27 protein-coding genes are annotated in these 26,476 nt (G+C 74.5%); 14 read left to right on the forward strand and 13 right to left on the reverse strand.

Annotation, left to right across the window (positions count from 1 at the left end):
• The 3 genes from LPU43_RS10230 to LPU43_RS10240 all read right to left on the reverse strand — a co-directional run.
• The coding region (locus tag LPU43_RS10230) for a prenyltransferase/squalene oxidase repeat-containing protein (protein WP_229400035.1) at positions 1-1,507 on the reverse strand (1,507 nt) is incomplete at its 3' end.
• Positions 1,504-2,376 carry a terpene synthase family protein gene (locus LPU43_RS10235; RefSeq protein WP_229400363.1) on the reverse strand — a complete coding sequence of 291 codons (873 nt, stop codon included), beginning with the start codon at positions 2,374-2,376 and terminating at the stop codon, positions 1,504-1,506. The genes LPU43_RS10230 and LPU43_RS10235, both read right to left, overlap by 4 nt.
• Before the next feature lie 41 nt (positions 2,377-2,417).
• A complete protein-coding gene (locus LPU43_RS10240) occupies positions 2,418-3,740 on the reverse strand; it encodes a cytochrome P450 (RefSeq protein WP_229400036.1) in 1,323 nt (440 codons plus the stop codon).
• Positions 3,741-4,119: 379 nt separating this feature from the next.
• Between LPU43_RS10240 and LPU43_RS10245 the strand changes: the two genes are divergently transcribed.
• The gene (locus tag LPU43_RS10245) at positions 4,120-4,365 is read left to right on the forward strand and encodes a DUF2630 family protein (RefSeq protein WP_229400037.1); all 246 of its coding nucleotides are present in this window, start codon (positions 4,120-4,122) and stop codon (positions 4,363-4,365) included.
• Between the two features lie 69 nt (positions 4,366-4,434).
• Here LPU43_RS10245 and LPU43_RS10250 read toward each other — a convergent pair whose 3' ends face one another.
• The 3 genes from LPU43_RS10250 to LPU43_RS10260 all read right to left on the reverse strand — a co-directional run bounded on the left by LPU43_RS10250 (position 4,435) and on the right by LPU43_RS10260 (position 7,090).
• On the reverse strand, positions 4,435-5,367 hold the full coding sequence (locus LPU43_RS10250) for a serine protein kinase RIO (RefSeq protein ID WP_229400038.1): 933 nt from the start codon (positions 5,365-5,367) through the stop codon (positions 4,435-4,437).
• Positions 5,368-5,525: 158 nt separating this feature from the next.
• Positions 5,526-6,176, reverse strand: a complete 651-nt coding sequence (locus LPU43_RS10255) for an HAD family hydrolase (protein WP_229400039.1) — start codon at positions 6,174-6,176, stop codon at positions 5,526-5,528.
• Positions 6,177-6,223: 47 nt separating this feature from the next.
• The gene (locus LPU43_RS10260; protein WP_229400040.1) at positions 6,224-7,090 is read right to left on the reverse strand and encodes a carbon-nitrogen hydrolase family protein; all 867 of its coding nucleotides are present in this window, start codon (positions 7,088-7,090) and stop codon (positions 6,224-6,226) included.
• Between the two features lie 110 nt (positions 7,091-7,200).
• On the opposite strand from LPU43_RS10260, the gene LPU43_RS10265 reads away from it, so the two are divergent.
• From LPU43_RS10265 to mug, 6 genes are all read left to right on the forward strand, one after another.
• Positions 7,201-7,773 (forward strand): TetR/AcrR family transcriptional regulator, encoded by a 573-nt coding sequence (locus LPU43_RS10265; protein ID WP_229400041.1) that lies wholly within the window; start codon positions 7,201-7,203, stop codon positions 7,771-7,773.
• A 98-nt stretch (positions 7,774-7,871) separates the two neighbouring features.
• On the forward strand, positions 7,872-8,765 hold the full coding sequence (locus LPU43_RS10270; RefSeq protein WP_229400042.1) for a TIGR04222 domain-containing membrane protein: 894 nt from the start codon (positions 7,872-7,874) through the stop codon (positions 8,763-8,765).
• Entirely contained in the window at positions 8,762-9,601 is an 840-nt protein-coding gene (locus LPU43_RS10275) for a multinuclear nonheme iron-dependent oxidase (RefSeq protein WP_229400043.1), read from the forward strand. The genes LPU43_RS10270 and LPU43_RS10275 overlap by 4 nt, the downstream gene beginning before the upstream one ends.
• A complete protein-coding gene (locus tag LPU43_RS10280; protein WP_229400044.1) occupies positions 9,598-10,068 on the forward strand; it encodes an SCO6045 C-terminal-like domain-containing protein in 471 nt (156 codons plus the stop codon). Before LPU43_RS10275 ends, LPU43_RS10280 begins: the two co-directional genes overlap by 4 nt.
• Positions 10,069-10,160: 92 nt before the next feature.
• Entirely contained in the window at positions 10,161-10,922 is a 762-nt protein-coding gene (locus tag LPU43_RS10285) for an SDR family oxidoreductase (protein ID WP_229400045.1), read from the forward strand.
• On the forward strand, positions 10,922-11,533 hold the full coding sequence (gene mug / locus LPU43_RS10290; RefSeq protein ID WP_229400046.1) for a G/U mismatch-specific DNA glycosylase: 612 nt from the start codon (positions 10,922-10,924) through the stop codon (positions 11,531-11,533). The genes LPU43_RS10285 and mug overlap by 1 nt, the downstream gene beginning before the upstream one ends.
• 33 nt (positions 11,534-11,566) lie before the next feature.
• On the opposite strand, the gene LPU43_RS10295 is transcribed toward mug, so the two are convergent.
• The 4 genes from LPU43_RS10295 to LPU43_RS10310 form a co-directional block, all read right to left on the reverse strand.
• Complete coding sequence (locus LPU43_RS10295) at positions 11,567-13,549, reverse strand: ABC transporter ATP-binding protein (protein ID WP_229400047.1); 1,983 nt, start codon at positions 13,547-13,549, stop codon at positions 11,567-11,569.
• 182 nt (positions 13,550-13,731) lie between these two features.
• Entirely contained in the window at positions 13,732-14,499 is a 768-nt protein-coding gene (locus LPU43_RS10300) for an enoyl-CoA hydratase/isomerase family protein (RefSeq protein ID WP_229400048.1), read from the reverse strand.
• Positions 14,500-14,545: 46 nt separating this feature from the next.
• Positions 14,546-14,773, reverse strand: a complete 228-nt coding sequence (locus tag LPU43_RS10305; protein WP_007462679.1) for a helix-turn-helix domain-containing protein — start codon at positions 14,771-14,773, stop codon at positions 14,546-14,548.
• 296 nt (positions 14,774-15,069) lie between these two features.
• Positions 15,070-16,674 carry an ABC-F family ATP-binding cassette domain-containing protein gene (locus LPU43_RS10310; RefSeq protein WP_229400049.1) on the reverse strand — a complete coding sequence of 535 codons (1,605 nt, stop codon included), beginning with the start codon at positions 16,672-16,674 and terminating at the stop codon, positions 15,070-15,072.
• A gap of 244 nt (positions 16,675-16,918) precedes the next feature.
• Between LPU43_RS10310 and ypfJ the strand changes: the two genes are divergently transcribed.
• Positions 16,919-17,836, forward strand: a complete 918-nt coding sequence (ypfJ, locus tag LPU43_RS10315; RefSeq protein WP_229400364.1) for a KPN_02809 family neutral zinc metallopeptidase — start codon at positions 16,919-16,921, stop codon at positions 17,834-17,836.
• Positions 17,837-18,136: 300 nt separating this feature from the next.
• Positions 18,137-19,174: a polysaccharide deacetylase family protein gene (locus tag LPU43_RS10320; RefSeq protein WP_229400050.1), complete on the forward strand. Its 1,038-nt coding sequence runs from the start codon at positions 18,137-18,139 to the stop codon at positions 19,172-19,174.
• Positions 19,175-19,307: 133 nt separating this feature from the next.
• Here the strand turns inward: LPU43_RS10320 and LPU43_RS10325 are convergent, their stop codons facing one another.
• Positions 19,308-20,729, reverse strand: a complete 1,422-nt coding sequence (locus tag LPU43_RS10325; RefSeq protein ID WP_229400051.1) for an MFS transporter — start codon at positions 20,727-20,729, stop codon at positions 19,308-19,310.
• 158 nt (positions 20,730-20,887) lie between these two features.
• Between LPU43_RS10325 and LPU43_RS10330 the strand changes: the two genes are divergently transcribed.
• Positions 20,888-21,715 carry a helix-turn-helix transcriptional regulator gene (locus LPU43_RS10330; protein WP_229400052.1) on the forward strand — a complete coding sequence of 276 codons (828 nt, stop codon included), beginning with the start codon at positions 20,888-20,890 and terminating at the stop codon, positions 21,713-21,715.
• Positions 21,716-21,832: 117 nt separating this feature from the next.
• Here LPU43_RS10330 and LPU43_RS10335 read toward each other — a convergent pair whose 3' ends face one another.
• Complete coding sequence (locus LPU43_RS10335; protein ID WP_229400053.1) at positions 21,833-22,072, reverse strand: winged helix-turn-helix domain-containing protein; 240 nt, start codon at positions 22,070-22,072, stop codon at positions 21,833-21,835.
• Positions 22,073-22,388: 316 nt separating this feature from the next.
• Between LPU43_RS10335 and LPU43_RS10340 the strand changes: the two genes are divergently transcribed.
• Both LPU43_RS10340 and LPU43_RS10345 read left to right on the forward strand, forming a co-directional pair.
• On the forward strand, positions 22,389-22,679 hold the full coding sequence (locus LPU43_RS10340; protein ID WP_229400054.1) for a DivIVA domain-containing protein: 291 nt from the start codon (positions 22,389-22,391) through the stop codon (positions 22,677-22,679).
• Positions 22,676-22,936 carry a hypothetical protein gene (locus LPU43_RS10345; RefSeq protein WP_229400055.1) on the forward strand — a complete coding sequence of 87 codons (261 nt, stop codon included), beginning with the start codon at positions 22,676-22,678 and terminating at the stop codon, positions 22,934-22,936. The genes LPU43_RS10340 and LPU43_RS10345 overlap by 4 nt, the downstream gene beginning before the upstream one ends.
• Positions 22,937-23,045: 109 nt before the next feature.
• Here the strand turns inward: LPU43_RS10345 and LPU43_RS10350 are convergent, their stop codons facing one another.
• On the reverse strand, positions 23,046-24,371 hold the full coding sequence (locus LPU43_RS10350; protein ID WP_229400056.1) for a carbohydrate-binding protein: 1,326 nt from the start codon (positions 24,369-24,371) through the stop codon (positions 23,046-23,048).
• A 185-nt stretch (positions 24,372-24,556) separates the two neighbouring features.
• Between LPU43_RS10350 and LPU43_RS10355 the strand changes: the two genes are divergently transcribed.
• Together LPU43_RS10355 and LPU43_RS10360 are read left to right on the forward strand one after the other, a co-directional pair.
• Positions 24,557-25,516: a helix-turn-helix domain-containing protein gene (locus LPU43_RS10355; RefSeq protein WP_229400057.1), complete on the forward strand. Its 960-nt coding sequence runs from the start codon at positions 24,557-24,559 to the stop codon at positions 25,514-25,516.
• A 77-nt stretch (positions 25,517-25,593) separates the two neighbouring features.
• Positions 25,594-26,451, forward strand: a complete 858-nt coding sequence (locus LPU43_RS10360; protein ID WP_229400058.1) for a carbohydrate-binding protein — start codon at positions 25,594-25,596, stop codon at positions 26,449-26,451.
• The last annotated feature ends 25 nt before the right edge of the window (positions 26,452-26,476 follow it).

Here is a 26,476-nt window from a genome sequence, read left to right on the forward strand (position 1 = left end):
CCCAGCGGCCCCAGGAGCCGTCGGCCCGCTGCCCGGCCAGCACCCACTCCCCCGCCCGGCCCACCGCGTCCGCCACGGCCGGCCCCCGGCCGTAGCCGGCCAGGGCGAGCACGGCGCAGCTCGTGGCGTAGTACGGCGAGGCGTGCCAGCGGTCGGCCCAGCCCCCGTCGGGGCCCTGCCGGTCGACGAGCCAGCCGGTGAGCCGCCGCACCACCGCGTCGAGCCGGGCGTCGGCCGGCGCGCGGTGGGTCAGGTGCCAGCCGAACGCGTCGAGCACGTGCGCGTTGGTGGTGATCGAGGCGCCGTCCTCCCCCCGCCAGGTGCAGAAGTGCTCGCCGGTGTCGTATCCCCACAGGCTCGCCGGGGCCACCGGGTGGCCCAGCCGGGCCAGCGCGTAGAGGGTCACGGCGGTGGTGTCGGCGTCGGCGGGCAGCCCGGGGGCGGTGGGCGTGCCGGCGGGCCCCACCGTCGCCACGAGGTCGGCCAGCAGCCGGGGCGGGACCGGCAGCGCGATGCCCGCCCGGCTCAGGGTGCTCAGCGCCCAGGCCCGTTCGAACACGGTGATCGGGGTGGCGCACGGCACCGGCCCGCCCTGCCGGCGGGCCACGTCCTCCAGGTAGGACAGCGCCGCCGCGACGCCCGGCCCGGAGTCGGGCACGCCGAGCCAGGCCGCGGTCGCCGCCGGCGAGGCGCCGACGGTGCCGGGCCCGACCGGTCTCGCCCCGGCCGCGCGGCGGGCCGCCGGGCCGGCGACCTCCAGGGCGTGCAGCAGCTTCTCGGGCAGGGGGCCGCCGGCGGCGACCAGCGCGCGGACCCGGGCCAGCCGGACGCCATCGAGGCCCGGTGGCAGCGGCAGCGGCCCCGCCTCCCACCAGGGGGCCAGGCCGGGCGGCGGGGCGGCGCGCAGCGCGTCGAGGTGCGCGGTCACCGCGCCGGCCAGCGCGGGAACGGTCAGGTCGACGGCGGGGAGGTCGGGCGGCGCGGACGCGGCCGGGCCGGTGAGCCGCCCGTACAGCAGGCGCAGCCCCCGGTCGGCGGCGGCGGCGAGGCGCACGGCGGGGCGGGCGCCGCCGAGCCAGGCGGCGTCGCCCCGGCGCAGGGCGGTCAGCAGCGCCTCGGTGGCGCTCAGCGTCGGCACCAGGGCGTACCCCTCCGGGCCGCCCCAGCCGCCGTCGGGGCGCTGCGCGGCCAGCAGGTACCCGATCCGCTCGCCGTGGTGGACCAGCCAGGGCGCGAGGCTGACCAGGCGGGCGGTCTCGTACACCGAGGGCGAGGACTGCCCGCAGCGGGTGAGGGTCATCGCGGCGACCAGCTCGCGGGCGTCGGCTGCGGAGACCGGGTCGCGCCCCGGCCGGCCGGCCCGCCCCGGCTCCCCGGCGGCGGCGTGCTCCGGCTCCTCGGCGGCGTGCTCCGGTTCCCCGGCAGTGGCCCGGCCCGGTTCCCTGGTGACGGCGCGCTCGGCGACGCCGGGGAGGAGGGCCGCGCCGCGCCGCCGGGTCGCCGTCACCGTTCGCCCCAGAAGTCGGTGGACCGGTAGAAGCCGCTGCTGAACCCGATCTGCCGCGACAGGTACGCCGCCTGGAGCGGACAGGTCGCGGCGAGCGGGGTGAGCAGGTCGGTGCACCGCTCGACCAGCTCGACGATGCGCTGGTCGACCTCGGCCCGGTCGGCGACGAGCAGCAGGGCGTTGAGGTCGCCCCAGCGCAGGTCGCGCTCGTGGGTGGCCAGGTCGTTGACCAGCCGCAGCACCCGCTGCACCCCGTCGCTGGCGGCCACCAGCCGGTCGAGGTGGCGGTGGGTCTCCGCGTCGCCGGTGGAGATCCAGTGCACGACGTTGACCACGGTGCAGGCGAGGTTGTCGGCGTTGTCGAGGTATTCGGCGAGGCCGGGCAGGGGCGCGCCGGCGGTCTCGCGGGCGGTCTTCCAGTCCCACTCGCGCGCCATCGCGGTCACCGTCCGGCGTACCGCCCCACGCCAGGTGTCGCGCAGCTCGGCGAAGGCCGGCGTCGTGGCCAACTCGTCGCGCAGCTCGGCCAGGAGCCGGCCGAGCGGGTCGTCGGCGTCGGGGCTGGCCCCTTCGGCGACGGCCAGGGCCCCGCTCACCACGCGGTCCACGTCGGCCCGGGACTTCGCCAGGTAGTCGACCTGCCAGTCGAGGGCGAACCCCCACAGCACCGCCCGGTTGGTCACCCGTAGCTGCTCCGGGGTGCACCACGGCGCGCCGAAGGCGATGGCCAGGGCGATGTTGCTGTACAGGGCGGCGTCGAAGGGCCGGCCGGAGAAGAGGTCCGGGTAGCGGGCGGCCTGCCGTTGCAGGTCGCGCTGCCCCTTCGCGGCGAGGGCGCAGATCCGGCCCTGCTCGGCGGCGGCGGACATCTGGTCGGGCAGCAGCGGGCCCGGCGGCGGGGTGGCGACGTTCACGCGGCGGCCCCGGCGCTGATCGGGGTCAGGTCCAGCTCGACGCGGCCCCCGGCGCGCAGCGCGGCGGCGAGTCGCACGCCGGGCGGCCCGGAGCCGCGCGTGCGCAGCCGGTAGCGGCTCAGCACGTTCGCCACGATGAGCTGCGCCTCCACGTAGAACAGGTGCATCCCCAGGCACTGGTGCGGCCCGCCGCCGAAGGGGAAGAACGCGTACCGGTGCCGGGCCCGGACCCGCTCGGGGGTGAAGCGGTCCGGGTCGAATACCTCGGGCCGCTCCCAGTACCGCGCCAGCCGCTGGGTGATCAGCGGGCTGAGCAGCAACGTCGCCCCGGCGTCGAGGCGGACCCCGCCGAGCACGGTCGGGCGGGTCACCTGCCGGGGGGCCACCCAGCCCACCGGGTAGAGCCGGACCAGCTCGTCCAGCACCATCCGGGTGTAGCGCAGCCGGGGTAGGTGCTCGGGGCCGACCCGGTCCTCGCCGACGACCTCGTCGATCTCCGCCTGCAACCGGGCGGCCACCTCCGGGGCGCGTTCGAGGTGCGGCCACAGCCAGGTCAGCACGTTGACCGTCGTCTCGGTCGTCACGGCGACCATCGCGACGGTGTCGTTGCGGACCTGCCGCTCGTCCAGCGGGCGGCCGTCGGCGGTGGTGCCCCGCCACAGGGTGGCGATGACGTCGTCGCCCTCGGCGGCGGTGGCCCGCGCCGACCGGACGATCGGCACCAGCACCTCGTCGATGCGCCGCACGGCGTCCCGGAAGACCCGATCGCCGGGCATGGGCAGCGCCAGCGGGACGAACGGCGCCAGCACCCGGGGGATCAGCGAGGTGGCGATGGCGTCCTGGGCCTCGATGACGCGCAGCGCGTCGGCGACCGTGACCCGGTCCCCGAAGAACGTCTCCATGACCGCCCGGCAGACGATCCGGGCCTGCTCGGCGCCGATGTCCACCGGCCGGCCGGCGCGGGCGGGCCCGTCCAGCTCGGCCACGGCGTCGGCGATCGTCCCGGCCATCCCGCCCAGCAGCGCCTCGACGCGCTTCGCGGTGAAGAGCGGCTGGAGGACGCGCCGGCTGTCGGACCACACCGGACCGTCGCCGAGGATGCCGTCGCCGAACAGCCGGCGCAGCGGGCCCCAGAACGCGCCGTCGCCGGCGCGGGCGAAGCCGCCGGAGCGGTCGGAGAGCACCTGCTGGACGTGGGCCGGGTCGGTCACCAGGTAGGGGCGGAACGCGCCGAGGCTGAGCCGGACGATCTCGCCGTCGGCGCGCTCGCCGAACCCGACGAGGGCGCGGACGGGGTCGCGCAGCAGGCCGGACGCCACACGCCACAGCGGAACGGTTTTCGCTCGCCGGGCACGGGTGGGGGCGGTGTGTGGGGTTACCACGTGTGGTGCACTCCCCTGGTCAACGGTGAGTCGCGACGCGACCGTGCAACGTGATGCTTCACGGGGAGCATGCCATCGAGCAGGTCAACTTCTCCAGGGGAGAGCGGAATAATTTTCGCGAGCGAAAATTTCCGCTTCCACAAGGGACGGGTCGCGCGCCTCCCACCTGCGCAAATCCCATGGGGCCGGCGGTGCCGGGAGCGGTCCCAGCGACGAGATCCGGGGGCCGCTCCGTCGAAGGCCGCCGCCGTACCGCGACCGGGCCCTCGGTCGCGAGAACCCGGCGCGGCCGGGCGGGCTGTGCCAGGCTCAGGTCATGGACGACAAGACCATCCTTAACCGGATCTCCGAGCTGGTCGACGAGGAGCACCGGCTCCGCTCCGCCGCCCAGGCCCGCGAGTCCGACACCGAGGGCGAGCGGGTCCGGCTGCGCGAGCTGGAGGAGTCCCTGGACCAGTGCTGGGACCTGCTGCGTCGGCGGCGGGCCGCGCGCCAGACCCACGGCGACCCCGACGCCCAGGGGGTACGCCCCAGACCCGAGGTCGAGCGCTACCTCCAGTGAGCGCGGCCGGCGCGGCCCGGGCGGGGCGCGCGGGCGCCGGGCGGTGACCCGGCACCCGCGCGGCGGGGCTCAGCGCAGGCCGGCCTCCCGCAGCAGCAGCTCGGTCAGGCGCTCCGGGTCGACGTCGTCGGCCGACAGCCCGCGCGCCGCGAACCAGGCCCCCACCACCCGCACGTCCCGGGCCAGGAACTCCGGGCCCTGCGGGTTGGCCACCAGGTCCACCACCTGCGGCAGGTCGATCATGACCAGCCGACCGGAGTGCACCAGCAGGTTGTACGGGGACAGGTCGCCGTGGGCGTGCCCGGCCCGGGCCAGCACCACGAGGGCGTCGACGAGCTGCTCCCAGAGGTCGCGCAGCTCGTCCGGCTCGGGGCGGCACTGGGCCAGCCGGGGCGCGGCAAGGCCCTCGTCGGGGTCACCGACGAACTCCAGCATCAGCTCGGTGCCGAGCAACTGCACCGGGTACGGCACGGCGATCCGGCCGTGCGCCGCCCCGATCTCCCAGAGCCGGGACAGTGCGGCGAACTCGGCGGCGGCCCACTGCCCGGCGATCATCTGCCGGCCGAAGGCCGTCCGCCCCTCCATCGCCCGGTTCTCCCGGGACCGGCGCACCCGGCGGCCCTCCAGGTAGCCCGCGTCGCGGTGGAAGAGCCGGTGCTGGGCGTCCCGGTAGCGCTTGACCGCCAGCAGGCAGGACCGGTCGGTGCCCGGCACGCCCCGGCGGACCAGGTGGACGTCGGCCTCCTTGCCGGTCTTGAGCACGCCGAGCTCAGTGTCCCGGGCGGCCAGCTCGGTGACCAGCCAGGCGGGGTGCGGCTCGGGGCCGTGTACGGCCCGGTCCCAGGAGGACCAGGCGTCGCCGCCGCCGTCCGGGTCGGGGTCGGGGTCGGTCAGGACCGGCTCGGCGGGCCGGCTGCGCTTCAGGAAGCGGGGTTCGTCGTCGTCGAAGCGGCTCTTGCCGCGCGTCCGGCGCCCCTGCGCCGGGAAGTCGTCGTCACGCACTGTGCTGGTGATCCCTTGATCGAAGCTGGTGAAGGCAGGTGGAAGAGCCCTGCGAAGACGGCCATGACCGACCTCCTTCTCCTCGTTCGACCGGGAACACCGGCTGCGCCCGCGCGCGGCACCATGCTGGGCCGCGCCGGCCCGCCGCCGCAACCGAATTACCCCGCCCCGGCCAGGACGGCGGCGACGGCGGCGAGCACGCCGTCGACGGTGACCGTCGGGGCACACCGGGGGTCCGCCCAGACCCGCCCCCGGTGCAGCCAGACGCTGGGCAGGCCCACCGCCGCCGCCCCGCCGATGTCCCCCTCCGGGCCGTCGCCCACCATCCACGCCCCGCGCAGCGTCGTCCCGGCCCGCCGGGCGGCCAGCTCGAAGATCCTCGGGTTGGGCTTGCCGAACCCGGCCTCCTCGGAGATCACCCAGTCGGCGACGTACCGGTCCAGCCCGGTGCCGCGGATCTTCGCCTCGTGCTGGCGTACGGCGCCGTTGCTGACCACGACGGGCACCCAGCCGGCCCCGTGGGCGATCCGCAGCGCGCAGGCCACCAGCGGGTCGAGCCGGGTGTGGGCCAGCACCCCGTCGTGCAGCTCCTCGACCAGGTCGGCCGAGGGGACGAGCAGCCCGTACCGGTGGCGCAGGGCGTCGGCCAGGTCCCAGCGGTCGGTCAGCCCGTCGGCGTCGTTGGAGACCAGCCAGTCGATGTCGCTGGCCGGGGCCCCGACGTCGGCCAGGAACCGCTCGCCCCAGGCGCGGAACGGACCAGCCCGGTCGAGCAGGGTGTCGTCCAGGTCCAACAGGAGCAGCGGCACTCGGGCACCTCAGGGAAGACGGGCGGGCCGGAGCGGAGCACGGCCGGTCAGCAGCGCATCGAGGCGCGGGCCGCCCCGGGGTCGGCGGGGCGGTCGGCGAGCATGGAGTGCGCGGCCCGGGTGGCCGCGAGCACCGCCGGGTCGAGGTCGGCCACCAGCACGTCCTCGCCGGTGTCCGCGCCCCGGGCCAGCGGGCGGCCCTGCGGGTCGTACACGGCCGCCCCGCCGTTGAACCGCCAGGGCGACGCGCCGTCGACGGCGTTGGCGAAGACGACGAACATGGTGTTGTCCAGGGCGCGCGCGGCGTAGTAGAGGTCCCGCCGGTGCGCGGAGCCGGCGAGGTATCCGCTCGGGCAGAGGTAGCCGTGGGCACCGTCCACGGCGGCGGCCCGCCCGTGCTCGGGGAAGCAGCCGTCGTAGCAGATGCCGAGGCCGAAGCGCCAGTCGTCGACCAGCAGGGTCGCCCCCCGATCGCCGGGGACGAACAGCTCCCGCTCGTCGGCCCAGAGCTGCTGCTTGTCGTACGCCGCGCGGGCCGTGCCGCGCCGGTCCACCGCCAGCGCGGAGACGGTGCGCCGGCCGTCCGGGTGCCGGACCGCCGCGCCGATCACCACGACGGCCGCGCCGTCGCGGGCGGCGGCCCGCAGCGGGTCGAGGCGGGCGTCGTCCACCGTGCCGTCCCCGGCCGCCGCGACGTCGGTGCGGGGCGGGTCGGCGGCCAGCGCCGGGAGGTGGTAGGCGGGCAGGAACAGCTCGGGCAGCACCACCACCCGCGCGCCCGCGTCGACGGCCCGGCCGACGAGCCGCGCGGCGGAGGCGGCGTTGCCGGCGACGTCGCCCGGCACCGGGTCGGCCTGGACGGCCGCCACGGTCAGCGGCGCGGCGGGCAGAACGGGGGTGGCGGACTGCGTCACCGGGCGATCGTAGCCGCCCGATGTCCGCGGGCGGCAGGGCCGGTGTCGGGCCCTTTCGCAAGCCGTACGTACGGTTTGCACCCCGTCCGGCCACCTGACACGATCGTCAGGTGCCCAGAGTAAGCCAGGACCAGCTCGACGCCCGCAGGCAGGAGATCCTCGCCGCCGCCCGCGCGTGTTTCGCCCGGCACGGGTACGAGGGCGCCACGGTGCGCCGGCTGGAGGAGGCCACCGGGCTGTCCCGGGGGGCGATCTTCCACCACTTCCGGGACAAGGACTCGCTCTTCCTCGCCGTCGCCGAGGACGACGCGGCGGCCATGGTGGAGACCGTCGCCCGCAACGGCCTGGTCCAGGTGATGCGGGACCTGCTGGCCCGGGCCGTCTCGCCGGACACCACCGGCTGGCTGGGCAGCCAGCTCGAGGTCTCCCGGCGGCTGCGCACCGACCCCGCGTTCGCCCGCCGCTGGGCGGAGCGCTCCGCCGCCATCGCCGAGGCCACCCGGGACCGGCTGGCCCGGCAGCGGGAAGCGGGGGTGCTCCGCGAGGACGTGCCGATCGACGTGCTCGCCCAGTTCCTCGAACTCGCCTACGACGGGCTCGTGCTGCACCTGGCGATGGGCCGCCCGGCCGGCGACCTCGGGCCGGTGCTCGACCTGGTCGAGGAGGCCGTCCGCCGCCGCTGACGGTCACCACCCGGCACCCCGCCCCGGGCCGGGTCACCCCTGGCGGGCCTACCCCACAATGAGGGCCGGCGTTCCCCTCGCGCGACAGGAGCAGCAGCATGACCGTCCTCGCGGCGACCGGCGACACCTGGGGCATCCCCGGCCCCACCTTCCTCGGGTTCTATCTGCTGGTCGCCCTCGCGGTCGTCGTCGGCGCCGTCCTGCACCGGCGTCGGGTCCTCGCCGGCTCCCCGGTCGCCGACGCCGGCCGGCTCGGCCCGCAGCAGGCGGCCTACCTCAACGGCGGCGACCGGCTCGCGATCGTCGCCTCGCTGGGCGGCCTGCGCGGCAGCGGCGCCGTCGCCACCGGGTCCGGCCGGCGGCTGGTCGCCACCGGCCCCCTGCCGGCCGGTGCCACCCCGCTCGACCACGCGGTGTACCAGGCCGCCACGCGCGGCCTGCACGCCCGCTACCTGGGCCGCGACGGCCAGGTGCGGCGGGCCCTCGAACGGCTGCGCGACGACCTCCGGCGGCAGGGCCTGCTGCTCAGCCCCGAGCGGCGCATGGCCGCCCGCCGTGGGGCGTTCCCGCTGCTCTCGCTCGTCGTGCTCGGTGTGGTCCGGGTCGTCGCCGGGCTGTCCAACGACCGGCCGGTGGCCTTCCTGAGCATCTCCCTGCTTCCGCTGGTCGTCGCGGCGGTGCTGCTCGCCCGGGTGCCGGCGCGCACCAGGGCCGCCGACGCGGCCCTGCGCGACCTGCGGCGGCGTCACGCGCACCTGGCCCCGACCGCCGCCCCGGCGTACGCCACCTACGGCGCGGCCGGCGCGGCGATGGGCGTCGCCCTGTTCGGCGGCGCAGCGCTCTGGGTGATGGACCCGACCTTCGCCGCGGAGGCCGAGATCCAGCGGCAGGCGATGTCGGGCGGCGCCTCCGGCGGGGGCAGCTCGTGCGGCGGCGCGGGCGGCTGCGGCGGGGGGTGCGGCGGGGGCTGCGGCGGGGGGTGCGGCGGATGACCGCGCCGGCCGACCCCGGCGCGGGGCCCGCCGGGGTCGGCATCGGCTGGCGGCCGGAGATCGCCGGCTTCGTCGCCGGGCTGCCGGGGCTGCGCTTCGTGGAGGTGGTCGCCGAGGCGGTCGCCCCGCACGGGCCGCCGCCGGCCGGGCTCGCCGAGCTGGTCGAGCGCGGCGTCACCGTCGTACCGCACGGGGTGCGGCTCTCCCTCGGCGGCGCGGAGCCGGTCGACGCGGCCCGGGTGGCCCACCTGGCGCGGGTGGCCGACCTGGTGCGCGCGCCGCTGGTCAGCGAGCACATCGCCTTCGTCCGGGCCGGCGGCCTGGAGGCCGGCCACCTGCTGCCGCTGCCGCGCAGCCGGGAGGCCGTCGCCGCCGTGGTGGCCAACGTGCGCCGGGCGCGGGCCGAGCTGCCGGTGCCGCTCGCGCTGGAGCCGATCGCCGCGCTGTTCGACTGGCCGGACGACGAGCTGGACGAGGCGGACTTCCTCACCGAGATCCTGGACGCCACCGACGCGACGTTGCTGCTGGACGTCGCCAACGTGCACGCCAACGCCCGCAACCGGGGGGCCGACCCGCTCGACCTGCTCGACCGGCTGCCGCTGGAGCGGGTGTCCTACGTGCACGTCGCCGGGGGTGCCGAGCAGGGCGGTTTCTACCACGACACGCACACCGACCCGGTCCCGCCGGAGGTGTTCGACCTGATCCGCGAGCTGTGCGCCCGGCACCGCCCGCCCGCGCTGCTGTTGGAGCGGGACGGCCATTGGCCGCCCGCATCGACGCTGCGCGCCGAGCTGGACGCGATCGCCGCCGTGTCCGGTTACCCGGTGGTGACGTGAGCGGCGACCCGGCCGTCCCGGCCCCGGGCGACCTGGCGGCCCGGCAGGCGGCCCTGGTGGCGGCGCTGGTCGCCGGGGGGCCGTTGCCACCCGGGTTCGCCCCCGCCCCGGTCGACGCGGCCCGCCGCGCCCTGCTGCGCAAGCGGGCCGGCGATGTCGCCCGGCACTGGCCGCTGCTCGCCGCCGGCCTCGGCCCGGCCTGGCCGGCGACCTTCGCCGGGTGGGCGGCGGGCCGGCCCACCAACGGCTCGCTGCGCGACGGCTGGGACCTCGCCCGGGAGCTGCGCGGGCGGGGCGAGCTGCCACCGCTGGGCGCGGAGGAGCTGGCCACCCGCGAGGCGGCCAGCCGCTACGACGGCACGCGGGCCCCGCGCCGCCGCCGGCTGCCGGCCCTCGCCCGCGCCGGCGGGGCCGTCGCGGTGCAGCTCGCGGGCCGGGTACGCCTGCTGCGCCCGGCCCGCCGCTGACCGCCGTCCCCTCTCGGCACCCCGCCCGTCCGCGCCGCCGACCGTCGACCGTCGCGTGGCCGCCACCGCCGCCGTGCGGCAGGATCGGGGGCATGGATCTAGGGCTCACCGACCGGGTGTACGTGCTGACCGGCGCCTCGCGCGGGCTGGGTTTCGCCACCGCCGAGTGCCTCGTCGCCGACGGGGCGCGGGTCGTCCTCTCCGCCCGGGCGACCCCGGGGGTGGCCGAGGCGGTGGAGCGGCTCGGCGGCCCGGAGCGGGCCATCGGGCTGACCGCCGACCTGGCGGACCCGGCCACCCCCGAGCGGCTGGTCGCCGCCGCCAGGGAGCACTTCGGCCGGCTCGACGGCGCGCTGGTCTCGGTCGGCGGGCCGCCGGCAGGCACGGCGGCCGGGGCGAGCGACGCGCAGTGGCGGGAGGCGTTCGAGACCGTCTTCCTCGGCACCGTCCGCACCGCCCGCACGGTCGCCGCCGCGCTGACCGGCGGCGGGGCGATCGGGCTGGTCCTGTCCACCTCGGCGCGCGCCCCGCTGGCCGGGCTGGGCATCTCCAACGGGCTGCGGCCCGGGCTCGCCGGGGTGGCCAAGGACATGGCCGACGAGTACGGGCCCCGGGGCGTGCGGGTCGTCGGGCTCCTCCCGGGGCGGATCATGACCGACCGGAACCGGCAGCTCCTGGCCGCCTCGGGCGACGCCGAGCGGGCCCGCGCCGAGGTCGAGGCGGGCATTCCGCTGCGCCGCATCGGTGAGCCCGCCGAGTTCGGCCGGGTGGCCGCGTTCGTCCTCTCCCCCGCCGCCGGCTACCTGACCGGGATCACCCTCCCGGTCGACGGCGGCGCGCTGCGGGGCCTGTGATGACCGGCGCGGCGCACCGGCGGCGGCCGACCGGGGAGGATCCGCCCCGGCCCGGAGAGGCCGGTCGGTGGCGGCCAACCCGGGAGGAGCTGGCCGCGGCGGCGGACCGCACCATCCCGGACCTCATCGCGCCGGGGCTGGACGTGCTCTTCGTCGGGATCAACCCCGGGCTCTGGTCGGCGGCGACCGGCTGGCACTTCGCCCGGCCGGGCAACCGGTTCTGGCCGGCCCTGCACCGGGGCGGCTTCACCCCCCGCCAGCTCCACCCCAGCGAGCAGGACGCGCTGCCCGGCTACGGGCTGGGCATCACCAACATGGTGGCCCGGGCGAGCGCGCGGGCCGACGAGCTGACCGCCGCCGAGCTGGTCGAGGGCGCGGAGATCCTCACCGGCAAGGTGCGCCGCTACCGGCCCGCGTGGGCGGCGGTGGTGGGGGTGACCGCGTACCGGATCGGGTTCGGTCGGCCGAAGGCGGCCTTCGGGCCGCAGCCGGAGCTGCTCGCCGACGCCCGGCTCTGGGTGCTGCCCAACCCGAGCGGGCTCAACGCGCACTTCACGGCGGAGACGCTGGGGGCGGCGTTCGCCGAACTCCGCGCCGCCGCGACCGCCTGACGCGGCGGCCCGCTTCCCGGTGACGGCGTGGCGTCAGTTGGCGGCGGCCGGCGGGACCGGCTCGCCGGGGACGTACGCGGCCATCGGCACGGTGGTGACCACCGGCTCGGGGCCGGTCGCGTCCACGTACGGGGTGGGCGAGTCGGCGACCGCGAACTGGGTGCGGTACAACTCGGCGTAGAGGCCGCCGACCGCCACCAGCTCCTCGTGCCGGCCGCGCTCGACGATCCGCCCCTCGTCCAGGACGAGGATCTGGTCGGCGTCCCGGACGGTGGAGAGCCGGTGCGCGATCACCAGCGCGGTACGCCCGGTCAGCGCCACCGACAGGGCCCGCTGCACCGCCGCCTCGCTCTCCGAGTCCAGGTGCGCGGTCGCCTCGTCGAGGATCACGATGGACGGGGCCTTGAGCAGCAGCCGGGCGATGGCGATGCGCTGCTTCTCGCCCCCGGAGAAGCGGTACCCGCGCTCGCCGACGGTGGTCTCCAGCCCGTCGGGCAGGGAGCGGACCAGGTCGGCGACCTGCGCACCCGCCAGGGCGGCCCAGATCTCGTCGTCGGTCGCGTCCGGCTTGGCGTAGCGCAGGTTCTCGGCGATGGTCTCGTGGAACAGGTGCGAGTCCTGGGTGACCACGCCGATCTCGTCGCGCAGCGAGGCGAGCGTGGCGTCGCGGACGTCGACCCCGCCGACGAGCACCTGGCCGTCGGTGACGTCGTACACCCGGGGAAGCAGCATGGACAGGGTGGACTTGCCCGCCCCGGACGGGCCGACCAGGGCGACCATCTGCCCGGGCTCGACGGCGAACGACACGCCCCGCAGCACCGGCTCGTTGACGGTGCGGTCGAGCGTGGTGACCTCCTCCAGCGAGGCCAGCGACACCTCGGAGGCGGCGGGGTAGCGGAACCGGACGTCGCGGAACTCCACCCGGCCGTTGCCCCGGGGCACGGGCACCGCGTCGGGCCGCTCCTCGATGCCGGGGCGCAGGTCGAGCACCTCGAAGACCCGGTCGAAGGAGACCAGCGCGCTCATCACGTCCACCCGCACGTTGGACAGCGCGGTCAGCGGGCCGTAGAGCCGGGTGAGCAGCAGCGCCAGGGTGACCACGGTGCCGGCGCTGACGCTGCCGGTGACCGCGAGCCAGCCGCCGAGGCCGTAGGTGAGCGCCTGGGCCAGCGAGGCGACCAGCAGCATCGCCACGAAGAACGTCCGCGAGTACATCGCCGACTGGATGCCGATGTCGCGGACCCGCTCGGCGCGGCCGGCGAACCGGCGGGCCTCCACCTCGGGCGAGCCGAAGAGCTTGACCAGCAACGCGCCGGCCACCCCGAACCGCTCGGTCATCGTGGCGTTCATGCCCGCGTTCAGGTTGTACGACTCGCGCGTGATCTCGGCCAGCCGCCGGCCGACCCGGCGGGCCGGGACGATGAAGATCGGCAGCATGACCAGCGACAGCACGGTGATCTGCCACGACAGGGTGAGCATGACCGCGGCGGTGAGCACGAGCTGGATGACGTTGCTGACCACACCGGACAGGGTGGAGGTGAACGCCCGCTGGGCCCCCATCACGTCGTTGTTCAGCCGGCTGACCAGCGCGCCGGTCTGGGTGCGGGTGAAGAACTGGAGCGGCATCCGCTGGACGTGGTCGTAGACCCGGGTCCGCAGGTCGAGGATGATCCCCTCCCCGATGCGCGCCGAGTACCACCGCTGGGCCAGGGAGAAGAGCGCGTCGGCGACCGCGAGGGCCCCGATGACCAGGGCCAGCCGGACCACGGTCGACCCGGCCTCGGGCCCGCCCCGGCTGATCGCGTTGATCACGTCACCGGCGAGGACGGGGGTGGCGACGCCGATCACTGCGGCGACGACCACGGTGACGAGGAAGACGACGATGTCCCGTCGGTACGGCCGGGCGAACTCGACGATCCGCCGGGCGGTGCCGCGCGTGAGCCGGTGGCCGGAGACCTCGTCCTGGCTGCGCATCGACCGGAGCACACTCCAGCCGGACATGCCACCGTCGGACATCACGTGTCACCTCCGGATCGTGGGCGCCCCCGCGCCGTCGGGTTCCTGCTCGACGGCCACGGCGACCGGCCTCGGGTCGATTCTCCCGACGCCTACGACAACCTCGGCGGTGACCCCGTTCTTCCCCGGGCCCGGGCCGTTCCCCCCGGGCCGCTCCCCGCGCGGGTCGCGCCCGGCGCGGGCTACTCCCCCCGGCCGGCGAGGTCGCGCAGCCGGCGGGTCTGGGCCTCGCGCTCGGCCCGCTGCTGCTCGGTGTGGGACCGGCCGCCGGCACCGGCGAGCAGGGCCTTGATCTCGACCACGGCGTCGCGGGGGTGGGCGAGCAGACCGGCGGCGAGGTCGCGCACCGTGGCGTCCAGCTCGGCGCCCGGCACCACGAGGGTGGCCAGCCCGAGCCGGTCGGCCTCGGCGGCGCCCATCCGCCGGCCGGTGGCGCAGATCTCCAGGGCGCGGGCGTAGCCGACCATCTCGACCAGGCGCTTCGTGCCGGCCAGGTCGGGAACCAGGCCGAGGGTCACCTCGGCCATCGAGAACGTGGCGTCGGAGGCCAGCACACGCAGGTCGCACGCGAGCGCGAGCTGGAAGCCGGCGCCGATGGCGTGCCCCTGCACGGCGGCCACCGAGACGACGTCCGGCCGGTGCAGCCAGGTGAAGGCGCCCTGGAACTCCGCGATCCGGTCGGCGCACTCCTGCTCGGGCAGGGCGGCCAGCTCGGCGAAGGAGCCCGGGCCGGTGGCTCCGGCCACCGCGAGGTCGAGGCCGGCGGAGAAGGCACGCCCCTCGCCGCGCACGACGACGACGCGTACGTCGCCGGGCAGGTCGCGGGAGAAGCCGCTCATCGCGCGCCACATCGCCGGGGTCTGCGCGTTGAGCACGTCGGGCCGGCACAACGTGACCGTCGCGACCGGCCCGTCGCAGTCGAGTCGTACCCCGACCGCTTCCGGGGTCACCGGGCGTCCCGGGGGATGGCGCTGGTGGACGACGTCGGTGGGCGGGTCACGCCTTCTTGCGCCGCCGGGCGCCGCCACGCTGCCGCAGCTGGACGCCGGACTCGGTGAGCACCCGGTGGATGAACCCGTAGGATCGTCCGGTGGAGGCCGCGAGCGCACGGATGCTCTCTCCCGAGGTGTACCGCTTTACCAGGTCCTTGGCGAGCGTCTGACGCTCGGCTCCGACGATCCGGCGACCCTTCTCAGTGCTGGTGGCTGTGCCGGTGGCTGCCATGCTGATTCCTCACGTCCCAGACTGTGCGGTTCGATACGGTCCCACCTATTAGACCGCCTCGAACGATCATGCGCCAGATATCAACTATTCGCCAACCGACACGCTATGCAATGTCGGTTACCCGATAGGGTGACGGCGGCGGGGGGTCCACCCGCCCACGTCCGCAACGATCGTCGCTCTCCGGAGACGGTTGACTTCGCCGCCCGCCGGTCACGCAGCGCAACGCCCCGCAAAAAGGTGCCGAAACTCACCCTCCGCGCGAATCGGTCGAGATCGGGCGGAGGGTGAGACCCAGGTCAGGCCAGCTCGACCAGTTCGAGCAGGTCGTCGCTCCAGGCGTCCTCGTCGCCGTCGGGCAGCAGGATCGCCCGGTCGGGCTTGAGCGCCAGCACCGCGCCGGGGTCGTGGGTGACCAGCACGATCGCCCCCGGGTACCGGGCGATGGCGTCGAGCACCTGCTCCCGGCTGACCGGGTCGAGGTTGTTCGTCGGCTCGTCGAGCAGCAGCACGTTGGCGCCGGAGCAGACCAGGGTGGACAGGGCCAGGCGGGTCTTCTCCCCGCCGGAGAGCACCCCGGCCGGCTTGTCCACGTCCTCACCGGAGAAGAGGAACGCGCCGAGGATCTTCCGCAGCTCGGTGTCGGTCTGCTCGATCGCGGCGGCGCGCATGTTCTCCAGCACCGTCCGCTCCACGTCCAGGGTCTCGTGCTCCTGGGCGTAGTAGCCCAGCCGCAGCCCGTGCCCCGCGTGCACCTCGCCGGTGTCGGGTTGAAGCAGGCCGCCGAGCATCCGCAGCAGCGTGGTCTTGCCCGCGCCGTTGAGGCCGAGGATGGCCACCCGGGAGCCCCGGTCGACCGCCACATTCACGTCGGTGAAGATCTCCAGCGAGCCGTACGACTTCGACAGGCCGCTCGCGGTCAGCGGCGTCTTGCCGCACGGCGCCGGGTTCGGGAAGCGGACCTTGGCCACCTTGTCGGAGACCCTGACCTCCTCCAGCCCGGAGATCAGCTTCTCGGCGCGGCGGGCCATGTTCTGCGCCGCGACGGTCTTGGTGGCCTTGGCCCGCATCTTGTCGGCCTGGGCCATCAGCGCGCCGGCCTTCTTCTCGGCGTTGGCCCGCTCCCGGCGGCGGCGGCGCTCGTCGGTCTCCCGCGCCTCCAGGTACGCCTTCCAGCCCAGGTTGTAAACGTCGACCACGGAGCGGGTGGCGTCGAGGAACCAGACCTTGTTGACCACCGACTCCAGCAGCGCGCCGTCGTGGGAGATCACGATGAGGCCGCCCTTGTGGTTGGCGAGGAAGCCGCGCAGCCAGGTGATCGAGTCGGCGTCGAGGTGGTTGGTGGGCTCGTCGAGCAGCAGGATGCCGCCGCCGTTCTCCCCGGCGTCGCGGAACAGGATGCGGGCCAGCTCGATGCGGCGGCGCTGGCCGCCGGAGAGGGTGCCGATGGTCTGGGCGAGCGCCCGGTCGGGCAGGCCGAGGTTGGCGCAGATCCGAGCGGCCTCGGCCTCCGCGGCGTACCCGCCGAGGGCGGCGAACTGGTCCTCCAGCGCGCCGTAGCGGCGGACCAGCTTGTCGTCGGCGTTCTCGGCGAGCTGCGCCTCGACCTCCTTCATCCTGGCCATCAGCACGTCCAGCCCCCGGGCGGAGAGCACCCGGTCGCGGCCGGTGACGTCCAGGTCGCCCGTGCGCGGGTCCTGCGGGAGGTAACCGATCGCGCTGCGTCGGTCGATCTGCCCGGCGTACGGCTGCCCCTCCCCCGCCAGCACCTTGAGGGTGGTCGTCTTGCCCGCGCCGTTGCGGCCCACCAGGCCGATGCGGTCGCCCGGCTGCACCCGCAGGGTGGTGTCGGACAGCAGGATTCGGGCGCCGGCGCGCAGCTCCAGGCCGGTGGCAGTGATCATGTCGAGGGCTCGCTCTCGGGGTCCGGAAAGGCTGACTCAGGGCACGCGAAAGCGCCGCCGGGTGGTTGGTTCCCGTCGGCGCGGGGCGGTTCAGCCTTCGCAGCGCAGCACGGGGCAAGTGTACCGGGCCGCCCGACGCCCGTTGCCCGGATTACCGTTCAAGATCATCGGGTACGGAGGCGTCGTCCGGACCCGGTCCGGCACCGCAACCACCAGACGTGACGAATCGGTGATCGGGGTCAACATGGAGCTGAACGAGAACGCGCAGGTCGACACCAGTCAGGTGGACGATCGGCGAGGGTCCGGCGGGGGCGGTGGCCTGGGTGGCATCCCCATCCCCATCGGCGGTGGACGCGGCGGCATCGTCGGCATCATCGTCGCGGTGCTGGTCGCCCTCGTCGGCGGCGGCTTCGGGCTGAACGCGGCCATCGACGGCGGCGGCTCGGAGCAGGGCGACAACACCTCGCTGGAGCAGAAGTGCTCGGCCGAGGACGCGCTCCAGCAGCTTGACTGCCGCAACACGCTGTACGTCAACTCGATCCAGGCGTACTGGCGCACCGCCCTGCCCGAGACGTTCGGCGAGCAGTACCAGCCGTCCAAGACGGTCTTCTTCAGCCAGGGCGTCAGCACCCGCTGCGGCCAGGCCGACTCCGGCGTCGGGCCGTTCTACTGCCCCGCCGACGACCTGGTCTACATCGACCTGACCTTCTACCGCCAGCTCGCCGACCAGCTCGGCGCGAAGGGCGAGTTCGCCCAGCCGTACGTGCTGGCCCACGAGTACGGCCACCACGTGCAGGACCTCCTCGGCACCGAGGCGCAGATGCGCCGCCAGCAGCAGCGCGACCCGGACAACGCCAACGCGCTGTCGGTGAAGCTGGAGCTCCAGGCCGACTGCTACGCGGGCGCGTGGGCCAAGAACGCCACCGGCACCGCCGACCAGCAGGGCCAGAAGATCTTCAAGAGCATCACCGAACAGGACATCGCCCAGGCCATCGACGCCGCCGAGAAGATCGGCGACGACGCCATCCAGCAGCGCTCGGGCCGCCCGGTGAACCCGGACGAGTTCACCCACGGCACGTCGCAGCAGCGCAAGGACTGGTTCACCAAGGGGTACGACACCGGCGACCCGAAGCAGTGCGACACCTTCGGCGGCAGCCTCTGACCCTCGCGCCTCGGCTGGCGGTCGTCACCGGCCGCCCCGGGCTCTCTCCCGGCACCTCCCTCCGGCGTCTGACCTTGTACCGGTACTGATATCGGTACAAGGTCAGACGCCGGATTCGGTACGAGGCTGGCCGGATCACCTCTCCACTCACCGGCACCATCCATCCACCCCCTCCGATAGTTTCCGGAAGTCGTTGACGCGTTCGAAACGCCGCTGCAATACTCCGACGCGTAACGAAATTCATCCATGTTTGTTAATGCCAGGCATCGTCAGGCGTCCCGCCACCAGGAGGACCTGCGCATGTTCGTCAACCTCGGCGGCCCCCGCCGCCCGTTCGCACCCCGAGCATCGCGCCGCACCCTCCGATTGGCAGCGCTCGCCACCACCGTGGCACTGGGTGCCGTCGGTCTCGCGGTCGCCGCCACCCCGTCCAGCGCCGCCGCCTGCAACGGCTATGTCGGTCTCACCTTCGACGACGGTCCGACCGGCAGCACCAGCACGCTGCTCTCCGTGCTGCGGGCCAACAACGCACGGGCGACCATGTTCAACGTCGGGCAGAACGTGCAGGGCAACCAGTCGGCCGCGCGGGCCCAGGTCGATGCCGGCATGTGGGTCGCCAACCACAGTTGGAACCACGCGCACATGACCTCGATGAGCCAGAGCCAGATGCAGTCGGACCTCTCCCAGGCCAACTCGGCGATCCAGTCGGCGACGGGCGTCCGGCCGCAGTTGTTCCGCCCGCCCTACGGCGAGACCAACTCGACCCTCCAGTCGGTCGCCACGTCGCTCGGCCTGCGCCAGGTGATCTGGGACGTCGACTCCCAGGACTGGAACGGCGCCAGCGTCAGCCAGATCGTCGCCAACGCCGGCCGGCTCCAGGCCGGCCAGGTGATCCTGATGCACGACGGCATCCAGAACACCCGCGACGCGATCCCGCAGATCATGGCCAACCTGACCAGCCGCGGCCTCTGCCCGGGCATGATCTCACCGAACACCGGCCGGGCGGTGGCCCCGGACGACTCCCCGTCGCCGACCGGCACGCCGACCACCCCGCCGCCTGGCGGAGGGTGCACCGCGACGGCGACGACCCCCAACGTCTGGGGCGACCGGTACAACACCTCGGTCACCGTCCAGGGGGCCAGCAACTGGACCGTGGTCGTGGCGGTGACCGCGCCGCAACGGATCAGCACCACCTGGAACGGCACCCCCAGTTGGGACAGCACCGGTTACGTGATGACGATGCGGCCCAACGGCAGCGGCAACACCTTCGGCTTCACCACGATGATGAACGGCAACAGCAGCGCCAGGCCCCAGATCCGTTCCTGCACCGCCGGTTGACGCCGGGTACGGCACCGGCGGCCCGAAGCAGCGCGACACCTTCGGCGGCCCCCTCTGACGCTCGCGCCGTCCCCGGCGGGCTCTGGGCCCCTCACCCAGCGCCCGCCGGCGGGCCTGTGCCACCAGGGTCGGCTCACGGCCTGCCGGGAACCGCCTCCGGGACGGCCCCCTGCCGGGTCACCCCCTCGCCACCCGGGCGGGGAGCGAGCGCGCGGGTGAGGCCGGCGATGACGATCATGACGACGGCCAGCGGCAGGGTGGTCAGACCGAACGCCTCGGGGATCTCGTTGCCGCGCACCAGGGCGAGGTAGAGCGACCCGACGATCGCGGATCCGAGAGCGGTGAACATCTGCTGCGTGGTGATCAGGATGCCGCTGCCGAGGCCGGCCGTGGCGGCGGGCACCCGGCTGAGGATGATGCCGAACAGCGGCGACCAGACCAGTCCCACACCGAGCCCGGTCAGCGCCATCGCGGGCAGGACGGTGGCCGCGTGCGACGGGTCGAACTGTCGCACCACGTACCCGAGGAGACCGTAACCGGCCGCGGCGACCACGGCCCCGACGGTGAGGACCGAGACGCCGTACCGGCCGACCAGGCGGCCCCCGATGATCGAGGCGGCCAGGAACCCCAGCGCGAACGGGAGCAGGCTGACGCCGGTGGCCAGCGGCGACATGCCGGTGGACTGGGCGGTGCGCGCGTAGATGAACATGAACCCGCCGAACGCGGTGAAGAACGGGGCACCGATGGCCAGGCCGATCGCCATGCTCCGCATCCCGAGCATCGACGGGGGCACGAGCGGCATGCCGCCGCGTTGCTCGCTGCGGCGCTGCCACCACCAGAGGCCGGCGGCGACGGGGACGAAGGCGACTAGGGCGAGGACGGTCCAGGCCGGCCACCCCAGCGCACGGCCCTCGGCCAGAGGAACGATGAGCAGGGTCATCGCTGCGGTGAGCAGCAGCGCGCCAGCGAGGTCGAGCTTCGGGCGGACGGCACCGCGAACGTCGGGCACCCAGCGGGCGACGGCGAGCATCACCACGACCGCGACCGGGGCGTTGACCCAGAAGATCGCCCGCCAGCCGAGCCAGTCGACACCGGAGCCGGTCAGCGCGCCGGCGACCAGGAAGGCGAGCGCGGTCGCGATCCCGGCCGACGCCCCGAAGAGCCCGACCGCCCGGTCGCGGTGGCGGCCCTCGTTGCCTGCGTGGATGATGGCCAGCACCTGCGGTGAGACCAGCGAGGCACCGACGCCCTGCAGGAGCCGGGCGGCGATGAGCTGCCACGGGTTCTGGGCGACCGCGCAGAGCAGACTGGTGACCAGGAACAGCGCGAGGCCGACCTGCATCACCCGCCGCCTGCCGAACCCGTCGCCGAGGCGCCCGCCGATCACGACGAGACTCGCGAACGTGACGCCGTACGACGCCACGACGAGCTGGAGCACGGCGTCGGACGCGCCGAGTTCCGCCCCGATCTCGCCGAGCGCCACGTTGACGCCGAAGAAGGACATGACGGAGAGCCCGGCCGCGACGAGGACGGCGACCAGCGCCGCGTAGGGCATCCTCTTCGGTTCGTGACGGCCGACTGGAACAGCGGATACGGATCGTGTTTCCTTCACACCACCGATCGTCGGTCACGCCGGTCCTGGTATTCAGTGTCCAGTGATCCTGGTACCGGGAGTACCTGGATGCGGCTCGCGACTACGGAGACAATCGCATCATGCCTGCGACAACCGACGCCCGACGCGCCGAACTCGCCGGGTTCCTGCGTACCCGACGGGAGCGGATCACGCCCGAGGACGTCGGCCTGCCCCTCGGCAGCCGGCGGCGCACCCCCGGGCTGCGCCGCGAGGAGGTCGCGCAGCTCGCCGGCGTCGGCGTCACCTGGTACACCTGGCTCGAACAGGGCCGCCGGATCAACGCCTCCACGCAGGTCCTCCACGCGATCGCCAACACCCTGCGCATGGACACCCAGGAGCGGGCGCACCTGCTGCGGCTAGCCGGGGCGACCGCCACCCCCGGCAGCAGACCCGCCCCGCTGCCGGACGGCATCGAGGCGATCCTCGACCGGCTCGACCCGTACCCGGCGTTCGTGCTGTCCGAACGCTTCGACATCCTCGCGCACAACCGCGCGTACGGTCTGGTCTTCGGTGACATCGACACGCTGGACCCGGAGGACCGCAACCACCTCTGGCTGTTCTTCACCCACCCGTCCTGGCGCGGCAACTGCATGAATCGCGGCCCCGCCTCCCGTCACCTCGTCAACAATCTCCGCGCCGCGATGTCGACACACCTCGACGACCCGATCTGGACCTCGCTGATCGGTCGCCTCCGCAGGGCGTCCCCGGAGTTCGACGGCCTGTGGAAGCACTACGACGTGACGTCGCCGGCGTTGCCGGCGAAGGGCTTCCACAGCCCGTACGGCGACGTGCGCGTGCACGGCACCCGACTAACGGTCGGCCTCGACGGCCTCAACCACTTGATCGTCTACACACCGAGCGACGCGGAGAGCCGATCCCGCCTCGAACGCCTCTGCGCCGAGGGCTGACCGCGACCTGGTCGTGCCGGACACCGCCGTATCCTCTCGAGTACGCATCCTCTCCGGCGACTTGACTCCTCGCATCGCACTGCCGCAGACCGGTCTACGCGATCTTTTGGTGTGCTCTCAGGGCTCCCGCATCCACAGCTTCGGATCGTTGACGAAGACGCCCTTGCCCTGGTGGCGGCGGATGACCCGCAACGCTTCCAGTCGCACGTAGACCTGCTTGACGGTGGACGGGCTGACCTTGTGCGTGGCGGCGAGCTGCGTGATCGAGGGCAGCTTGGCACCCGGTGCGAACCTCCCAGCCCTGATGTCGGCGACGATCTCGTCAGCGATGCGGATGTAGTCGGCAGTAATCGGCATGGCTCCCCCTGCGTGGCACGTCAATTCGATCACGCAACGCCACTCCGCAACAACACATGGTTTGACTGGGGTGACTGGGACAGCTAAGTTGGCTCTTGCCTCTCCCCTTGCGTGGCAACAAGGAGAAGAGGCTCCCCCTGGTCGGGGCGGGTGTGCACGCCCGTCCCGACCCACGGTTCACTCCGTCGCCGTACCGCCGATCAGGGCTGCGGCGGCGGAGCGGGCGGGTCGTGCGCTGCCGGCATGCGGACGGCCCGCCCTTCCAGCAACCACCGCACGGGCCCTCCGCGCCTCCCCCGCCCCGGAAAGGATCGTCGTGGCACAGGTGTATCGAGGTGGCCAGCTCCACGGGACCGGCCAGCCGGCCCGGATGACCCCGCGCGAGGTGCTCACCCGGGAGTTCGACCCGCGCCGGCGCGGCGTCGACCGCGAGCAGGTACGCGACTTCCAGGCCCGGCTGGCCGGCGAGCTGGCCGACCTGTACCGGGAGCTGCGGCTACTCGTGCAGGAGAACACCCGGCTGCAGCGGGCGCTGCGCGACTGGCAGCTCATGCACGCCCGCGAGTGCCGGCCCCCGGAGGAGCATCACGGGAACCAGCGCTGGTGACCGCCCGCCCCTCCCCCGGCGACCTGCTGACGGTCGACGGCTGCGCCTCGGTGCAGTTCGCCGGGGATCGCGCGCTCACGTTCCGCGTCGTCTCGGTGTCCGACCGGCCGACGTACCACGGGTGGCTCTGGCTGACCGGCTACGTACTGGACCGCAGGGGTCTGGCGACCGGCAAGCGCGAGATCTTCGTCCAGCTCTCCGGGCTGCACCCGAGCCGGGGCGCGGAGGCAGCCGCAGCGCGACCCCCGCACCACTGACCCGGTCCGCGTCCTCCCACCGGCGGCTCGGCACGGAGGGCGGGCATACGGCGGGCGGGCCCGGTCGCCGAAGCGATCGGGCCCGCCCTATCCCGGAAGGAAGCGGTTGTCAGACGCGCTGCCACAGGGCGGGAGTGTTCGGGGGCTCCCACCCGGGGTGGGCGGTGTGCGACTGGAGGCAGCGGTACGACTGCCCGCCGTAGAGCACCGTCGCGCCGGCGGTGTAGGTGCCGCCGACCTGCCAGGTGGTGTCACCCGGCGAGCTGGACCCGGTGGGGGTGGGCGTCGGGTTCGGGCCGCTGCCCGAGGTGATCAGGGTCAGGCCGTAGGCGGCCAGGATCGGGTTGACCGGCTGGAAGTACATCGTGCCACCGCTGGTGCAGTTGCCCGAGCCGCCCGAGGTGACGCCCTGGGCCTGGTTGCCGGACATCCAGGAGCCGCCGGAGTCGCCCGGCTCGGCGCAGGCGTTGCTGCGGGTCACGCCCGAGACGGTGCCCTCCGGGTAGGTGACGGAGGTGTTCTTCTGCTGGATGGTGCCGCAGCGCCAGCCGGTGGTGGAACCGGAGCGGCAGACGGCGGCGCCGACGGCGGCCTCGGTGCTGCCGGCCACGGCGACCGTGCTGCCGTTGTACTGGTTGACCAGGCCGCGCGGGGTGTTGCCGGCGTCCACCTGCACCCAGGCGTAGTCACGGCCGGGGAAGGTGGAGCCGCGGAACGTGCCGCTCGGCGACGTGGTGCGGCTGCCCGTGGTGCCACAGTGCCCGGCCGTGACGAAGCCGCCCTGCACCGAGAAGCCGACCGAGCAACGGCCGCCGCCGCTCATGTAGTAGGCGTTGCCGCCGATCACGTCGGCGTACGGCCGGGGCTGCTCCGTGGTGGCCTCCACCCGGACCACGCCGGCCGGCGCGCCGGAGACGAACGCGTCCAGCGCCTTGGCGGCGGCGGAGCGGGACAGCACCACGACGCTGTTCGTGGGCAGGTCGGCGTACCAGCCGACGACGCCCTTGGGCGCCTTCCGCTGGTTCAGCCGCTCCACCACCGCGTCCAGGGCCTTCTCGCCGTGCCGCACGGAGACCGGGACGGCACCGAGGTCACGCACGGCAGCCGCGTCGGCGGCGTTGGTGACACCGGTGGTGACGGCGCCCTCGCCCGAGACCCAGGTGCCGCCGTAGCGGCTGCCGAAGGTCTTGCGCAGCACCTGCTCGACGCGGCCGGCCTGGGTGCCGGCCTCGAGCCGGGCCCGCGCCTGGGCGGGGGTCAGCCGCAGGTCACGCTGGAGCGCGGTGAACATCTCCGGGGCGATGCCCTGGGGGGCCACGGCGGCCGCGTCAACGGGGGCGGGACGGGCCCCGGCCTGCGCGGTCATGGTGAAGGTGAGCACCGTGGCAGCGGCGCCCAGGAAGGCTGCCGCCACAGTGGCTGGTCGTCGACGCATTTAGGGGCTCCTTGCAGGTGGTGGAGGTCCGGCATCGGGCGGGCGCGCACACCGACACGTCCGCCGCGCTACCGGAGAGCTAACATTTGTTGTTAACTCTGTTGCCAGTACGGTAAGTGAGGCATTCGAATGCGTCAACACTCCCGCCGGCCAGCCGGTGGCTGCCGTGACCGTCTGGAGTCGCCTTGCCCACCACGTCCCGCCCCGCCCCGGCCCGCCGCCGGGTGACGCCCGGCCAGCCGGCGCCCCTGCCCCGGCACGAGCTCGACGTCGCCACGCCCGCCGAGCTGCCCCTCGCGGTCAACTCCTTCGCCGAGCTCGGGCCGCTGTCCCAGGCCAACTTCCCGCACCGGCACACCTTCTACGAGCTGGTGTACGTGACCCACGGGCGCGCCACCCACGTCGTCGACCTCGTCGCGTACGAGGTCCGGCCGCCGCAGCTCTTCCTGGTCACGCCCGGCCAGGTGCACCACTGGCGCGACGCGGACGACCTACAGGGGCAGATCGTGCTCTGCGACCCCGAGTTCCTGCTGGCCGACCCGGCCGACCGGGACGCGCTGCACCGCTCGGGCCACCGCTCCTGGCGGCCCCGGGACGCGGCGCACGCGGGCCGGGTCCTGTCCGTGCTGGAGCAGATGAGGGGCGAGCTCCACCGGGCCGAGCCCGGCTGCCGCACGGTGGTGCGGGCGTACCTGCACATCCTCATTGCCGAGATGGGCCGGTCGAACCCGGTCGGTCCGGACGCCCACCCGGCCGACGACCCGCAGGGGCACCTGGGCCGCGCCTCGGCGGTGGCCCGCCGCTTCGACGAGCTGCTCGCCGAGCCGGCCCTGCTCGGCGAGCCGACCCGCGCCTACGCCCGCCGCATCGGCGTCTCGGTGCGGCACCTCAACGAGGCGGTCCCCCGGGCCACGGGCGCCACCCCGGCCCAGCTCATCCGCCGGGCCCGCGTGCTGGAGGCGAAGCGGCTGCTGCTCCAGACCGACCTGACCGTCGCCCAGGTCGCCGCCCGGCTGGGCTTCGTCGACCCCGCCTACTTCTGCCGCTTCTTCCGCCGTGAGGCGGGCGACGCGCCCGGCGCATTCCGCCGTCGCGGCGGAAAACACCACGACCCCGGCAACGAATACATCGACGTTGACGGATAGCGGACCCTATGGTCGGGCAGCAGGGCCGACCCGACCCGGGTCGGTCGCAACGCCCCTCCGAGCGACTAGGAGCTGCCATGACCGGCGCACCCACCGGCGCGGACGAGCCCCGCGACACCACCGGTGTCACCCGCAAGACCGTGCTGAGGGCTGCGGCCCTCACCCTGCCCGCCCCGCTGCTCGTCGGCGGCGCGGCGCGTGCGCTGGCGCGGGCCGACGACCCCGCCGGCGCGGCGCTGTCGCCCACCCCCATGTGCGACGACGGCGACGACCCGACGCCGCCGCAGATGGAGGGCCCCTACTTCAAGCCCAACTCGCCGCGCCGCAGCTCGCTGATCGAGGCCGGCACCGTCGGCACCCGGCTCACCCTCAGCGGCTACGTCTACGGCCTGGGCTGCCAGGGCATCTCCAACGTGCTGCTGGACTTCTGGCAGGCCGACAACAACGGCGGCTACGACAACGCCGGCTACCGCTTCCGCGGGCACCAGTTCACCGACACGACCGGGCTGTTCCGGCTGACCACGATCGTGCCGGGCCTCTACCCCGGGCGGACCCGGCACATCCACGTCAAGGTCCAGGCCCCGGGCCGGCCGGTGCTCACCACCCAGCTCTACTTCCCCGGCGAGCCCCGCAACAACACGGACTCGCTGTTCAACCCGGTCCTGCTGATGAACGTGCGGTCGGTGTCGGGCGGCCAGGAGGCCACCTTCGACTTCGTGCTCAACATCCAGCAGGCCCCCAACCCCACCGCCAGCCCGACCGCCAGCCCCACCGGCAGCGCGCCGCCTCCGGGGGGCACCTGGGCGGTGGGCACCGCGTACCGGGCCGGTGACCGGGTGACGTACGCCAACGTCGGCTACCGCTGCCTCCAGGCGCACACCGCCCAGGTGGGCTGGGAGCCGCCGACCGCGCCCGCGCTCTGGGCCCGCGGCTGACAGCCCGAACCCCGAACGGGCCCGC

Origin of the sequence: Micromonospora okii, assembly GCF_020884795.1 — a bacterium.
Classification (GTDB): Bacteria; Actinomycetota; Actinomycetes; order Mycobacteriales; family Micromonosporaceae; genus Micromonospora; species Micromonospora okii.